This is a genomic window from Marinomonas algae (genome assembly GCF_047525555.1).
Taxonomy (GTDB): Bacteria; Pseudomonadota; Gammaproteobacteria; order Pseudomonadales; family Marinomonadaceae; genus Marinomonas.
Window position 1 is genome coordinate 14,287 of record NZ_JBLIXK010000012.1, and the last position, 13,823, is coordinate 28,109.

13 protein-coding genes are annotated in these 13,823 nt (G+C 41.3%); 12 read left to right on the forward strand and 1 reads right to left on the reverse strand.

Annotation, left to right across the window (positions count from 1 at the left end):
* The first annotated feature begins 162 nt into the window (after positions 1 to 162).
* The 8 genes from ACMUMQ_RS13795 to ACMUMQ_RS13830 all read left to right on the forward strand — a co-directional run bounded on the left by ACMUMQ_RS13795 (position 163) and on the right by ACMUMQ_RS13830 (position 9,166).
* On the forward strand, positions 163 to 2,550 hold the full coding sequence (locus ACMUMQ_RS13795; protein ID WP_414682556.1) for a putative bifunctional diguanylate cyclase/phosphodiesterase: 2,388 nt from the start codon (positions 163 to 165) through the stop codon (positions 2,548 to 2,550).
* Between the two features lie 89 nt (positions 2,551 to 2,639).
* Positions 2,640 to 4,208 (forward strand): FMN-binding glutamate synthase family protein, encoded by a 1,569-nt coding sequence (locus ACMUMQ_RS13800; RefSeq protein ID WP_414682557.1) that lies wholly within the window; start codon positions 2,640 to 2,642, stop codon positions 4,206 to 4,208.
* A 109-nt stretch (positions 4,209 to 4,317) separates the two neighbouring features.
* Complete coding sequence (locus ACMUMQ_RS13805) at positions 4,318 to 5,253, forward strand: 2-hydroxyacid dehydrogenase (RefSeq protein WP_414682558.1); 936 nt, start codon at positions 4,318 to 4,320, stop codon at positions 5,251 to 5,253.
* An 81-nt stretch (positions 5,254 to 5,334) separates the two neighbouring features.
* Complete coding sequence (locus ACMUMQ_RS13810) at positions 5,335 to 5,685, forward strand: 5-carboxymethyl-2-hydroxymuconate Delta-isomerase (protein WP_414682559.1); 351 nt, start codon at positions 5,335 to 5,337, stop codon at positions 5,683 to 5,685.
* Between the two features lie 58 nt (positions 5,686 to 5,743).
* Positions 5,744 to 6,727 carry a phospholipase A gene (locus ACMUMQ_RS13815; protein ID WP_414682560.1) on the forward strand — a complete coding sequence of 328 codons (984 nt, stop codon included), beginning with the start codon at positions 5,744 to 5,746 and terminating at the stop codon, positions 6,725 to 6,727.
* Between the two features lie 96 nt (positions 6,728 to 6,823).
* Complete coding sequence (locus tag ACMUMQ_RS13820) at positions 6,824 to 7,393, forward strand: hypothetical protein (protein WP_414682561.1); 570 nt, start codon at positions 6,824 to 6,826, stop codon at positions 7,391 to 7,393.
* 169 nt (positions 7,394 to 7,562) lie between these two features.
* Complete coding sequence (locus tag ACMUMQ_RS13825; RefSeq protein ID WP_414682562.1) at positions 7,563 to 8,078, forward strand: phosphatase PAP2 family protein; 516 nt, start codon at positions 7,563 to 7,565, stop codon at positions 8,076 to 8,078.
* Positions 8,075 to 9,166, forward strand: coding sequence for an MJ1255/VC2487 family glycosyltransferase (locus ACMUMQ_RS13830; RefSeq protein ID WP_414682563.1), 1,092 nt, complete (start codon positions 8,075 to 8,077; stop codon positions 9,164 to 9,166). Before ACMUMQ_RS13825 ends, ACMUMQ_RS13830 begins: the two co-directional genes overlap by 4 nt.
* A 37-nt stretch (positions 9,167 to 9,203) precedes the next feature.
* Here the strand turns inward: ACMUMQ_RS13830 and ACMUMQ_RS13835 are convergent, their stop codons facing one another.
* Positions 9,204 to 10,124, reverse strand: a complete 921-nt coding sequence (locus tag ACMUMQ_RS13835) for a dienelactone hydrolase family protein (protein WP_414682564.1) — start codon at positions 10,122 to 10,124, stop codon at positions 9,204 to 9,206.
* A 305-nt stretch (positions 10,125 to 10,429) separates the two neighbouring features.
* Here ACMUMQ_RS13835 and folM point away from each other — a divergent pair, with 305 nt between their 5' ends.
* The 4 genes from folM to ACMUMQ_RS13855 all read left to right on the forward strand — a co-directional run bounded on the left by folM (position 10,430) and on the right by ACMUMQ_RS13855 (position 13,670).
* Positions 10,430 to 11,152 (forward strand): dihydromonapterin reductase, encoded by a 723-nt coding sequence (folM, locus tag ACMUMQ_RS13840; protein ID WP_414682565.1) that lies wholly within the window; start codon positions 10,430 to 10,432, stop codon positions 11,150 to 11,152.
* 71 nt (positions 11,153 to 11,223) lie between these two features.
* Complete coding sequence (folE, locus tag ACMUMQ_RS13845) at positions 11,224 to 11,901, forward strand: GTP cyclohydrolase I FolE (protein ID WP_317004817.1); 678 nt, start codon at positions 11,224 to 11,226, stop codon at positions 11,899 to 11,901.
* A gap of 81 nt (positions 11,902 to 11,982) precedes the next feature.
* Positions 11,983 to 12,258: a hypothetical protein gene (locus ACMUMQ_RS13850; protein WP_414682566.1), complete on the forward strand. Its 276-nt coding sequence runs from the start codon at positions 11,983 to 11,985 to the stop codon at positions 12,256 to 12,258.
* Between the two features lie 194 nt (positions 12,259 to 12,452).
* On the forward strand, positions 12,453 to 13,670 hold the full coding sequence (locus ACMUMQ_RS13855; protein ID WP_414682567.1) for an MFS transporter: 1,218 nt from the start codon (positions 12,453 to 12,455) through the stop codon (positions 13,668 to 13,670).
* Positions 13,671 to 13,823 lie beyond the last annotated feature (153 nt).

Here is a 13,823-nt window from a genome sequence, read left to right on the forward strand (position 1 = left end):
AGCCGTTTTATTAGATATTAGTAAATACTTTGATCTACATCAGTTTATGAATGAAGGGAGCACTTTCATTTATAAAGTATTCTTATACTCTAGATCTATTGTGCTAGCTTCTTATAGCACTTTGGCATGCACTCAAACTAGGGACGTTTTAAGTGAGTAATAATGGCTGTTGTGTTATCTAAATCGTTATTTATAAAACAGGCTGTTCTCGTTTTAATACTGGCTGTTTTTTTGAGCTTGCTGAGTAGCGCTTTTCAGGTTGTAGAAAGCGTCGAGGCTCGAAAAGAGAAAATAAACTCAAATTTTGACGAATTATTGGCGGTGGTTGAAAGGCCTCTTGCCGAGGCTTTGTTTCGTCTGGATATGACGTTTGCTCAACAGCAAGTTGACAGTTTGTCTCTGAGTCCTTCCATTGCTTATGTCGAAGTGCATGATGAAAGCGGAGCTTTGTTGGTTCAAACAAAGGAGAAAGTACGAGATTTTACCGTTTCACAATCGCTAGCGGATTCTATACTGTCTGATTTGGAAGAGTATAAGAGCGGTTTGCATATGGACGCGCCTAAATTCTATGCTGGCACTTTATCTGTTATTCCTGAGAAACGTTATCTGTTAGACAATATTCTCGCTGAGCATTTGCCCATTCTGACCTACAATTTGTTCAAAGACGTTTTGTTAGCCTCTTTGATATCTTTAGTTTTTTATTTTTTAGTTACCTACCCTTTAACTCGCTTAACCGATGCTTTATCGACACTTGGGCGTAACGCAAAACTTTCCTTACCTAAATCTTTCTTTCGATACCATCAATCCGATGAGTTAGGTCGCCTTCATTTTACCTTTTCACAACTTCTCGAAAAGTTAAACATTGCGTTAGGCGATCTAGAGCGCAGTGATAGCCATAATCGCGCGGTTATTGAGCATGCTGCGGACGGCATTTTTCTATTAAACGAAAATTATCAAATTACCCGCGTGAATGCTGCTGCTGAGCACTTATTGAAGATGAGCTCAGAAGACATTATATCCAGCTCGTTAGAGAGTTTATTTACCGTTTCTTCTTGGGGCGGTTTTTCAAAAGTACTTGATGGTTTACAGGTGATGCCTCAAACATTCGAGGCCGCTTATCAAGTGGAAGGCGGTGCGCTTCCAGTGGAAATACGAATCGCAAAATACACCATAAAAGACAAGTTTGAAATTTTGTTATTGGTACGTGATGTTTCCGAACGTAAGGAAGCAGAAGCGCACATACATCATTTAGCGTATTACGATTCGGTCACCAAACTACCTAATCGACAATTTGTCATAGAACAGCTAGATGGCTTGTTATCTGAGACGGAACAGAAGCAAGAATATTCGGCGGTTGTATTCATGGATATTGACCGTTTTAAAGTCATAAATGACTCTTTAGGGCATTCCGCAGGAGACCAATTGCTGCGTTGTGTGGCTGTGCAAATATCCAAACAAATCTCGAGTGACATCACATTGGCTCGCATGGGCGGTGATGAATTTGTTTTGCTACTGAGATATTTAGGCTCAGACAGGTCTCAAGTCGAACAAGATCTTAAAAACTTTGTGGAGAGTATTCAATTTGCTTGTCAGCAGGTGAAGCAAGCAGGCAATCATGAAGTTCATATTACTGCGAGTTTTGGCGCTACTTTATTTAAGAGTGCCGATGATTCTGCTGAAGTGATTTTGAAACAAGCAGACACGGCTTTATATCGCGCTAAGGAATTGGGGCGAAATACTTTTTCTTTATATGAGCCTGACATGCAAGTTGCGTCAGATGCTCGCCTAGAAATGGAAAAAGCGCTTCACAATGCAACAGAAGGGAAGCTGTTTGAACTTTATTATCAGCCTCAAGTGAACCACAAAAATGAGTTAATTGGTGCAGAGGCGCTGATTCGTTGGAAAGATGAACGCAGAGGATTTATTTCTCCTGCGGAGTTTATTCCCGTTGCAGAAGAAATTGGCTTAATTGTAGAAATTGGTGAATGGGTATTAGACGAGGCTTTGTCACAAGTCGCGGCTTGGCTGAAAGAAGGCAAATGGCAGCCATCATGGCGTATGTCAATCAACGTGAGTCCTATACAGTTTCAGCAGGTAGGCTTCTTACCCATGTTAAAAGCCTTGTTAGAAAAACATGACGTTCCGCCAGCTTGCGTCGATTTAGAAATTACAGAAAATATGCTCTTGAACGATTTGTCGTCTAGTTTAGACAAGATGAATAAAATTAAAGAGCTGGGCGTTTATCTTTCTATTGATGACTTTGGTACGGGTTATTCTTCTCTCAAATATTTAAAGTCATTGCCTGTGGATAGATTGAAAATCGACCAATCTTTTGTTCGAGATCTATTAACGGATAAAAGTGATGAGGCGATTGTGTTAGCCGTTATCGCCATGGCAAATGCCTTAAACATGAATGTACTTGCGGAAGGTGTAGAAACTTTAGAGCACCATAATCGTTTAGAAGAAATTCATTGCTATAACTATCAAGGATACCATTTCGGCCGTCCCGTGCCGCCCAGTCAATTTGTTACGGACTTTATAAGCAAGTAAGACCAAAAACGATTTAAAAGACTTATCCCACTCTCTAGATTATTATCTAATACAGAATAAGCATTTTTCACATACCATAAGGGCCAGTTATGGATTATTTGTCTTCGTTAGCCTCCCTAACCATTCAGTGGGGAGCCTTGCTATTAGCCTTTTGTCTTCTCATTACCATCATATCTGTCGCGACAATGTACTGGATCGACAAGAATCAAACAGCGCACACTATCAGACGAAACTACCCTGTTATCGGTCGATTTCGCTATCTTTTTGAGCATATGGGAGAGTTCTTTCGACAGTACTTTTTTGCTCAAGACAGAGAAGAGTTGCCTTTTAATAGAGCCGAGCGTTCTTGGGCTTATCGTGCTGCTAAAAAAGTAGATTCCACAATTGCGTTTGGCTCTACTCGGTCTCTAGAAACACCGGGAGATATTTTCTTTTTAAATGGGGCTTTTCCAACACTTGAAGAAGATGCTCAGTCTCCGAAAGAAGTTTGTATCGGACAATATACGGCAAAGACGCCATATCGAACGAGTTCGGTTGTGAACATTTCAGGAATGAGCTTTGGTGCTTTGTCAAAGCCAGCAATTCAAGCTTTATCAAAAGGCGCTGCCAAAGCAGGAATTTGGTTGAACACAGGCGAAGGCGGATTATCTCCTCATCATCTTGCTGGTGGCTGCGATATTGTTTTTCAAATTGGTACGGCTAAATATGGTGTGCGTAATCATGAAGGTCATTTGGACGACGAAAAGTTAGCTAGTGTTGCTGAGCATGAAAATGTTCGAATGTTTGAAATCAAAATGAGTCAAGGAGCCAAGCCCGGTAAAGGTGGCATGTTACCTGGTGAGAAAGTAACAGAGGAAATTGCTCAGATTCGTGGCATTCCTGTTGGTAAGGATTCAAACAGCCCAAATGGTCATCCAGATGTGAAATCCATTGATGACTTATTGAATATGATACATCGTGTTCGCCAAGTTACTTCTAAGCCTGTCGGATTTAAAATGGTGGTGGGCGATTTGAGTTTCTTCAATACAATGTGTGAATTAATACACAAAAAAGGCATAGAGTATTGCCCTGACTTCATTACCATCGACAGCTCTGATGGTGGCACGGGAGCGGCTCCACAGCCACTTATGGATTACGTTGGTATGCACCTACGAGAAAGCTTACCAACAGTAGTAAACATTATTACTTCTTACGGTTTACGGCCTTATATCAAGATTATTTCCTCAGGAAAATTGATCGTTCCTGGTAAGGCGGCTTGGGCTTTGAGTGCGGGAGCGGATTTTGTTGTCTCAGCACGAGGCTTTTTATTTTCGTTAGGTTGTATTCAAGCATTACAGTGTAATAAAAACACTTGTCCCACAGGCATTACCACTCATAATACGGATTTACAGCGTGGCTTAGTGGCAGAAGAAAAAGCGGTTCGGGTTGCCAATTATGCACAAGAACTTTTGCACAGTATTGAGATGATTGCTCACTCTTGTGGCGTTAAAGAGCCAAGAGAGTTAACCAGAGAGCATGTCCGCATTATAGAAAATCAGAGCCGTTCAACACTGTTTTCTGAAGCGAATCCACTTCCGAATGTTCAAACTGAATACATCAATATTATGTCGCCATCTCCTCAAGATGCTTCAACGCCAGTAGAAGAGCGCTTGCAATAGCGCTTTTCTACATTACGTTTTTTGAGCGTATCTCAGTGTTGTCGCTTGTCTATATTTTATCTTATTAGGCTCTCATTTTTTATCCGAATTTAACTATGGAGTACGTTTTATGATTCCCTTTCTTGGTCGTGTTGATGAGCGAGAGCAAGCCATGTGGATAGAAATGTTATCCGACAATATGCCAGATGAAACGATAGTTGCTTTTGCAGATTTAACGGATGCACAGAAACAAGACTGTGAAATCGCTATTGTTGCTAATCCTAACCCTCAAGATTTACTGGCGCTGCCTAATTTAAAGTGGGTTCATAGTTTATGGGCGGGCATTGAGCGCATAATGAACGAGTTAGTTTCGCCTCCTTTTTCGATTGTCAGATTGTCAGATCCAGAATTGTCACAGGCCATGTCTGAAGCTGTGTTAGCTTGGACTTTGTATCTTCACCGTGACATGCCAACGTACGCTCGCCAACAACGTGAGAAATTATGGATAGAGCAGCCTATGGTAAAAGCGCAAGACCGAAGAGTTGGGGTTTTGGGGTTAGGGGCTTTAGGTCGTGTTAGTGCACAAAGGTTGGCGCAGAATGGTTTTTCTGTTGCAGGGTGGAGTCGCAACCCAAAACAAATCGATGGTATAAACTGCTTTTATGGTGAAGATGGCTTGGCATCATTGCTGAATCAAAGTGATATACTCGTATGCCTTTTACCTTTAACGCCTGACACGACAGGTTTGTTAAATGAGCAGAGTTTGTCTCATTTACCAGAAGGCGCTAGTGTCATTAATTTTGCGCGTGGTCCTATTATTGATGATCAGGCGTTATTAGCACAGCTAGAAAAAAGACACTTATCTCACGCAGTGTTAGATGTTTTTGTGCAAGAGCCGTTGCCTGAGCCGCATCCATATTGGACAAATGCCAATGTGACGGTATTGCCTCACATCTCAGCTCCAACGCATCCTATGAGCGCGAGTAAAACGGTAGCTGAGAATGTACGACGTTACCGGTTGGACGGAACGCTTCCGCCGTCTGTGAATCCGGAGTTAGGCTATTAGATATTGATGAGCAGAGTTGGTTTGGTATCGATAAGATTCTTAACTATTTGTATTTGATAAACTGAAAGAATGGAGAAAAGCATGCCACATTGTATTTTGGAATACAGCCAGAATTTAGAGCAAGAAGTGCCACCAGCGGAATTACTTGAGACTGTGAAAGAAGCCTGTGTCGCATCTAATTTATTTTCCGTGGAAGACATCAAATTACGAAGCAGTGCTTATAAAAGCTTTATTACTGGCGGACAAGAGGATGCTTTCATACACGTGATGATAAGGCTTTTGTCGGGGCGTACAAAAGAAGAGAAAAAGCAGTTGTCTACTTTGGTTCTGAATGCTTTAACACAATTTTCATTAAAAGATGTTAGCTTGTCTGTTGAATTGTGCGATATGAATCGTGATACCTACGCCAAAAAAGTTGTGTTGTCTCAATAACCTGAGGCTTGTCTAAATTCGTTAAAGTGGCTTATGTCACTCGATAAGGTTTTAAATAATGAAAGCCATAGTCTATTCGATGGTATTACTTCCTAGTTTGCTTTTGGCTCAAACCGAAATAAACACGCCGGATTATATTACAACGGAATCGGCTGAAAACGCGGCTGTTGCAGAGGAAGAAGACACGTCTTTTTCCCCAACAGAGCCTGCAGTGCCTGAATCTATTTCCAAGCGAGCGGAGAAAGCCAAAGGCTTATTTCAGCAGCGAGTGGATAAAGAAGTCGTAACAGTAGACAACCCATTCGTTTTAACACCTCATAAACCAAACTACTTCTTACCGATTGCTTATACTTCTAACCCTAATGACAGAGCTTTTTTAGGGGACGACGAGACAGAAAGCCTGCAAAGCGTGGAGTTCAAATTTCAGCTAAGTGTGAAGTTTCCCGTTGTTTACGATGTGGTGGGGCGTAATTCCAGCCTATGGTTTGCCTATACTCAACAGGCTTTTTGGCAAGCTTATAACAGTGATATTTCAGCGCCTTTTCGAGATACGAATCATGAGCCAGAAGTTTTCATTGTAGATCAGCCAAAGAATGGTTTTTTAGGCATTAAGCCTAGTTATATTGCTTACGGTTTTAATCATCAGTCAAATGGTCAATCCGGTGATCTTTCTCGATCGTGGAACCGGTTTTACGTGGATTTTTTGTTTGAGAAAGGCAACACCGCTTTTTCCTTTAAGCCTTGGTATCGTATTCCTGAAAGTTCAGACAATGACGATAATCCGAATATAGAAAGATATTATGGTTACGGTGAGCTGAGTGTCATCCATGTTATTGATGATTACAGTATTGATATTATGCTGAGAAATAACCTCAAAGCGTCCGATAATAAAGGGGCTTTGCAGGTTGGTTTTAACTTCCCTTTATGGGGGAAAACGCGAGGTTACATACAATACTTCAATGGTTATGGTCAGTCGCTGCTTGATTATAATCACCAAACACAATCTTTAGGGATTGGTATTATGCTGTCTAATTGGCTGTAATTTAATTGTCTTTGTATTGTTATTGAAAAGATTTTGTCATTGTATTGTCATTTTTTGCTTCTAAGGTGTTTATAAATCTAACCTAGGAGCTATAAAATGAAATTGAAGTTTTTACCAGTTACAACAAGTTTAGTGGCACTAACTCTTCTAACGGCTTGCGGTAATGAGTCTGTGAAAAGTGGTGACACTGCGTCTGTTGCTGAAGCGATGTCTTTAAATAATGAAGATTTATATGAAGTTCATCATGATGGTCGAATTCATATTTTTGATGACCGCGCAACATACGAAAGCTTCCTTGAAGTAGGTGAAACTTCTTTCCGTAAAGTTCATATCGGTGAAGGTCCAAAAGGTGAGACGCTTGTTTTCGGTTTAACAAACGAAGACAAGAAGAAAACATCAGGCATTGCTTCTATGGACATGTATCACGGCACATTAGAAGGCGCTACGCCTTTCTACGGTGAAATGCGCGTTGAAGGCCGTATTTTTGTTTTCTCTTCTTTGGCTGAAATGAACAACGCTCGTTTGGTTGGTGAAGTGCCATTACGTTATACAGAAATTGGCGCAGGTCCAAATGGTGAAACTGTTGTTTATGCGTTAAACAGCAGCAACAAGAGCGTGAAACCTGTTGCCATGATTGAGCAGTTCCACAAGATGAACGATCTTTAAAGAAGGTATTTACTTCAAACTTTGAGCTTGAAGTAACGCCAAATAATGCCTCGCTTTATGCGGGGCATTTTTGTTTGTGTGGTATGTCATCAAGTTGTCATTTAAGTGCCATCTAACTGACATTTTACTCGTCTATGTTTGAGAATAAGATAAACAGCGAGGTGATAGCATGAACATACTTCAGAATATACATGCATTTGATGTACAGACTTTTTACTGGTTTATGGCTCGTAAACACAGAGCAAAATTAACCAGTATTGGGCGTGCTATTTCATTCACAGCCGATGGCCCTCTTTATGCCGCTGCCGCAATCATGTTTTGGTTTGCGGGTTATGAAACTCTAGTCACTGTTTTAGCTTTTGGTTTCTTGCTTGAGCGTATTGTCTATTTTGTTTTAAAGCGTGGTTTTAAACGGAATCGTCCAGCAGATGCGCTTGATGACTTCCGTAGCTTTATTATTCCATCTGACCAGTTTTCTTTTCCATCTGGCCATACGTCAGGGGCTTTCTTTATGGCGTATTGCCTAAGTGAATGGTTCCCAAGCTTCAATGTTATTTTGTATTTTTGGGCGGCGCACGTTGGCTTGTCGCGTATTTTTCTGGGTGTGCATTTCCCAACAGACACAGTGATTGGCGCTTTATTAGGAAGTGCCTGTGCGGCCTTTATGATTGGAGTTCTGGTATGAAGATTTTATATGGCGTTCAAGGAACAGGAAATGGTCATATTACCAGAGCAAGAGCCATGGCTGCTGAAATGAATGCAGCTGGTGTAGAAGTAGACTTTATCTTCTCTGGTCGTCCGCCTGAAGATTATTTCGATATGTCGGTATTTGGCGATTATCGTACCTTTCAAGGTCTGAGCTTTGTTGCTCGCAATGGCAAGTTGGATTTATTGGCGACTTGTCGAAATGCGAATTTCTTTAAGCTCATTCGAGATATTCGTTCATTAGATCTTCGTGGTTATGATTTGGTTATTACGGATTACGAACCGATTGTTGCTTGGGCGGCAAAATTTCAAGGTATTCCTTGTATTGGGTTTGGGCATCAATACGCTTTTAAACATGACATTCCTCGTTATAAGAAGAACTTTATTGCGCAATGGATTATGTCTAATTTTGCGCCAGCTGCGATTCAGCTTGGTGCTCATTGGCATCACTTCGGTTACCCAATTTTACCGCCGTTAATTCATCATGAAGAAAGGCAAAACACGCCAGACTCTATGGACGTGCTTGTGTATTTGCCTTTTGAAAACAGCGAAGAAGTCATGGATTGGTTGGAAGGTGTGCCGGATTATTCTTTCAGGTTGCATTGTAAAGACATTGAGCCAGGTGTGTATGGCAAGGTTGAAGTTTTTCCGTTTAGCCGAGAAGAGTTTCAGAAGAATCTGAGCGAATGTGAATCTGTCCTTTGTAATGCGGGTTTTGAACTGAATTCTGAAGCATTGCAGTTAGGCCGAAGAATATTGGCGAAACCGCTTAAAGGGCAAATTGAGCAACATTCCAATGCCATTGCCTTGGAGCAATTAGGTGTGGCGAAAACAACAGAGACTTTAGATTCTGGGATTATTCAAGAATGGCTGGAAACCGGTCGAGTCGTGCAGATCTCTTACCCTAATGTGGCTCGTGCAGTGGTTTCTTGGTTGCAATCAAGCAATGATGTGAGTGTTTCTGATTTGTGTGAATCTTTATGGCAACAAACGCCAAATGTGCGTGGAATTGATTTTAAATACAATCAAAAACCGACATCACTAAATGCAAAAAGCGTTACAGCATAATTTCTTACTGTAACGCTTTTTTATTTCTCTTTCTTTCTTAAGCGTTCAGGTTCTGTTTAAAGAATCCAATGGTTCGCTCCCAAGCAAGCTCTGCATTGTCTTCTTGATAACGACCAGTCGAGTCATTATGGAAACCGTGGTTCGCTTTCGGATAAACATAAGCAGTGTAATCAACTTTGTTGGCTTTTAGTGCTTTTTCATAGTCTGGCCAAGTCGCATTAACTCGATCATCTAATTCCGCAAAGTGGATTTGCAGCGGAGCTTTGATTTGATCAATATTAGATTTTGCTGGCGTTCCATAATAAGGCGCACCGGCATTGATTGTGTCTGGCATATTTGCTGCGAGAGAGTTGGTTAAGTAACCACCAAAGCAGAAGCCAACCATGCCCACTTTACCCGTGCTGAACTCGTGGTTCTTAAGTAGCGTTGCGGCATCTTTGAAGTCGCCTTCAATTTTGCTGCCGTCGAGTGTTCTTTGCATTGCGCGACCTTCGTCATCATTTCCTGGGTAACCACCTAATGGAAACAAAGCGTCAGGTGCTAAAGCGATGAAGCCAGCTTTCGCCAATCGACGAGCAACGTCTTCAATGTATGGGTTCAAACCGCGGTTTTCATGAGCCACTAAAACTGTTGCAGCTTTATTATTTGCATCAACACCTTTTGGAACAACTAGGTAGCCGCGCGCTTTACCGTGTCCGTTTGGCGAGTCAAATTCCACGTAGCTTGCTGTAATGTCTGGATCATTAAAAGAAACTTGCTCTGCTAGCGCGTAATTTGGAGTAAGTGCTCCAGCAACGACGGATAGAGTTAATCCTGCTACGCTTAGTGTGCCAAGGCGAGATAAGAAGGTGCGACGGTCAATGTCTCCATGAGCATATTCGTCGTACCAATCAAATGCTTCTTGAGGGATGTCTTTTGCCGATAAAGCAAGGGCCGTTTTTTCTGTTTGTAAGCTCATTTCAACTCCTTTGTACTCTTTCTATTTAAAGTGGGTAGTCATAAAGGTCTTCGAACGCTTTCTTTAGATGTGATAGTTCAAAATTAGTTCAATCATTACGATGCAAAATAAATATTAGATGACTTTTTTTGGTATGAGTAGAATCTTTTGTGTAAAGGTATGATTGGCTTAAATGTAAATTGGGGATCAATCCCTTTCCGTGTTTTTATCGTACAAACAAAGGAAGGTGTAAACTGACAATCGTCGTTAATACAAGCATTGAAAGCTTGAGCGAAACGAACGGATGAATGAATGGAGAAAGATGGATGACGCTTAAAGTGCCAATAGTTATTACTGGTGGAGGCCAGCGTCTTGGCTTGGCTTGCGCAAAAGCGTTAGTTGAACAAGGTTACGACTTGGTCGTCACCTATCGCACCATGCGTGAAAGCATTCAGCAATTGGAAGAATTGGGAGTGGATTGCATTCAAGCGGATTTTTCTACTCAGAGCGGTGTAGATAATTTCATCAATAAGGTACAAACTGGCTATCAAGCACTAAGAGGCGTTATACACAATGCATCAGAGTGGGAGTCGGAAGATGCGGGTTTAGACTCGGCTTTGTTGATGGAAAAAATGTGGCAAATACATGTATTTTCGCCTTACCGTATAAATCTGGCCTTTGAGGCATTATTATTGGCAGGATTTGAACAAAGTGGCGCTGCTGATATTATTCATATGACAGATTATGTCGCAGAAAAAGGCAGTAATAATCACATTGCTTATGCTTCCAGCAAGGCAGGTTTGGCTAATTTAACCTTGTCATTTGCTAAGCGTTTTGCACCGAAAATAAAAGTGAACACAATTGCACCGTCGCTTCTCATGTTTAATGAAGAAGATGATGAAGAGTATCGTCAAAAGGCGCTCAATAAGTCATTGCTGCGTAAAGAGCCAGGCGAACAAGAAGGTGTGCAAGCCATACAATATTTATTAGATAGTCGTTACGTGACAGGGCGAACCTTGTCCCTCGACGGAGGCCGGCATCTGGTCTAATGCACCAAATGCGACTTCTTTTTTAATGCCTCCGTGTCATGTGACAGGGCCAAGCAATTTAGGATACAGAAATGAACACAGCAGAATCAAATAATGTAACAACTCTTGGCCTATCCGATGGGGCACGAAAAGTTCGTGACGCCCTAATCAGTAAGGGTTTAGAAACCCCGATGATTGATAACGGCTTATCCAGTGAAGAAAAGTACCAGCGTATCAAAAGTGCTTTTGAAGATGTGGTGACGACTTTGGGTTTGGATTTAGCCGATGACAGTTTAGCGGAAACGCCTCATCGCATTGCCAAAATGTACGTGAAGGAAATCTTTTCTGGTTTGGACTATACCCAGTTTCCAAAAATCACAGTGATTGAAAACAAGATGAAAGTCGATGAAATGGTGAAGGTCAGCGACATTAGTTTTACCAGCACCTGTGAGCACCATTTTGTGACGATCGACGGATTGGCAAAAGTGGCTTATTTACCTAAAACAAAAATCATCGGTTTATCGAAAATTAACCGTATTGTTCGTTTCTTCGCGCAACGTCCTCAGGTTCAAGAGCGTTTGACTCAGCAAGTATTGGTTACATTACAAACCTTATTGGAAACCGATAACGTCGCAGTCACTATGGATGCGGTTCACTATTGTGTGAAATCGCGTGGTGTTATGGATGCAAGCTCTTCAACTCAAACGACAGCGCTTGGCGGATTATTTAAGCGCAGTGATAAAACTCGTAGTGAGTTTCTTGCTCGATAATGGTTTGACGACATCCGTGAGACGAAAAGCCTTTCATAAGGCTTTTTTTGTTGCTGTATAAATAAGAAAAAGGCGAAGACAATGACAGATAAGAAAACAGTTTGGTTTCCTGCTAAAAAGAATGGTTTTGGATGGAGTCGTCCAACTGCTTGGCAAGGTTGGTTTGTACAAATGTTTTATCTTTTTTCAGTCGGTCTAATTAGCTTTTTTGTAGACCCAAAAGAAGAGCTTTCTATATGGTTAATATTGGTGTCTATTAGCACTGTGATTCTGCTTGTGGTGTATTACGTGAAAGGCGAAGCACCTAATTGGAAGTGGAAAACAATTGATAAAGAAAAACGTCGATTATTTAAATAACCTCTAAAGTTTATCTTAAAATCTTGTCTGGTTTTTAAGATATAACTTATCTTGTCTATCTTTCATAACCTTAATGAAGTGGCATTAACGTATTAGGTTGATTGTAAAAATATGTTACTTTACCAACCTTATTAAAAGTCAGGCGACGAGTTATCTTTGCTTGGCTTTTGGCCTGATAGAACAAGGGACTCACATTGACTACTACGGATAATAACACTTCTTTTCCTGAATACCTTTCACGTGGATTATTGCTTTTTTGCCTTGTTGCAGTCGGCATTGGCCAATCTTTTATTTTTACCTCTTTGCCACCAATTGGTCGTGAAATCGGGCTGGCTGATGTTCGTATTAGTACCTTGATTACGGCTGGTGCGGCGACGTTTGTCGTCGCCGCTTTCTTTTGGGGAGGCATCATTAATCGAATCGGTCGTGTTCGTTCAGTTATTATTGGTATGAGCTGCTATGCGGTTACCATTGGAATGACGGGTTTTGTATTGCATGAAGCGTTAGAGCGCAATATGTCGGCCGAGCAAACTTACTATTTTGTCTTTGCCTTGCGCATTTTATTTGCCTTGGGAATTGCAGGGATTTTACCGTCTGTGCAGACTTATTTGATTGCGCACACAGACATTAAGCATCGTAGTGCAACCATTGCCAAAATAGGCGCGTCTTTTAGTGTGGGTATGATTTTAGGGCCAGCGTGCGCATCTTTGTTAAGTGGATTAGGCTTAACCGCACCGTTTTATATTATTGCTTTTCTGGCTGGTGGTGCCGCTGTATTGGCTTCATTTTATGTGAAAGATACAAAACATGTTCGTCAATTTGAAAAGCCACCAGCCATTAATTGGTTTAAAGAAAGAGTTGTGCCATTTTTAGGTATGTCGACCTTGGTGATTCTTTCTATTACCGGTGTTCAGCAAATTATGGCATTTCTGATTCAAGACAGATTTCATTTAGATGTGGCTGAAACTACGAAACAAGTTGGGTTTGCCATGATGACGATGTCTTGTTTTAGCATTTTGGTGCAAATGATACTTGTACCGAGATTTCAGTTCGGCGTGATTACTTTAATCTTCACAGGCACAAGTATTGGCATATCAGCGCAGTTGGCATTTATATTTTTAGACTCTTATGCCGGTGTGCTGTTTGCTATGGGATTGTTTGGTACAGGCGTGGGCTTTTTGTTTCCTGGCATTGTGACGGCACAAACCTTGTTGGTGAAAGACGATCAACAAAGCCGTTTGGCCAGTATGAATGCTTCGATGCAAGGGCTAGGAGCCGCATTAGGGCCAGTCGCTTTGGCATCTTTGTATCAAGTTGGGCAGTTAGTGCCATTCTTTGCCTTAATGTTTGGGTTGCTGCTGATATTGTCGATCTTCAGCTACTGTAAATCAAAGCTAGGTTATACATTCTAGTATTAATCGAGCGAACTTAGAGTGTGAAAGCTTTAAAGCCAAGAGCCAGTCTCTTGGCTTTTTCGTTTTCTTAGCTTCTGCGTTGTTACATCTTCTCACTTTGATTTGTTTCATTGGCTCATTTCTTCATATAACCCTGCAATGTGTTTCTTA

Excerpts from the sequence above, each read along its gene's own strand:
- ACMUMQ_RS13795 (WP_414682556.1), top strand. The coding sequence starts at position 163 with ATGGCTGTTGTGTTATCTAAATCGTTATTTATAAAACAGGCTGTTCTC.
- ACMUMQ_RS13800 (WP_414682557.1), top strand. The coding sequence starts at position 2,640 with ATGGATTATTTGTCTTCGTTAGCCTCCCTAACCATTCAGTGGGGAGCC.
- ACMUMQ_RS13805 (WP_414682558.1), top strand. The coding sequence starts at position 4,318 with ATGATTCCCTTTCTTGGTCGTGTTGATGAGCGAGAGCAAGCCATGTGG.
- ACMUMQ_RS13810 (WP_414682559.1), top strand. The coding sequence starts at position 5,335 with ATGCCACATTGTATTTTGGAATACAGCCAGAATTTAGAGCAAGAAGTG.
- ACMUMQ_RS13815 (WP_414682560.1), top strand. The coding sequence starts at position 5,744 with ATGAAAGCCATAGTCTATTCGATGGTATTACTTCCTAGTTTGCTTTTG.
- ACMUMQ_RS13820 (WP_414682561.1), top strand. The coding sequence starts at position 6,824 with ATGAAATTGAAGTTTTTACCAGTTACAACAAGTTTAGTGGCACTAACT.
- ACMUMQ_RS13825 (WP_414682562.1), top strand. The coding sequence starts at position 7,563 with ATGAACATACTTCAGAATATACATGCATTTGATGTACAGACTTTTTAC.
- ACMUMQ_RS13830 (WP_414682563.1), top strand. The coding sequence starts at position 8,075 with ATGAAGATTTTATATGGCGTTCAAGGAACAGGAAATGGTCATATTACC.
- ACMUMQ_RS13835 (WP_414682564.1), bottom strand. The coding sequence starts at position 10,124 with ATGAGCTTACAAACAGAAAAAACGGCCCTTGCTTTATCGGCAAAAGAC.
- folM (WP_414682565.1), top strand. The coding sequence starts at position 10,430 with ATGACGCTTAAAGTGCCAATAGTTATTACTGGTGGAGGCCAGCGTCTT.
- folE (WP_317004817.1), top strand. The coding sequence starts at position 11,224 with ATGAACACAGCAGAATCAAATAATGTAACAACTCTTGGCCTATCCGAT.
- ACMUMQ_RS13850 (WP_414682566.1), top strand. The coding sequence starts at position 11,983 with ATGACAGATAAGAAAACAGTTTGGTTTCCTGCTAAAAAGAATGGTTTT.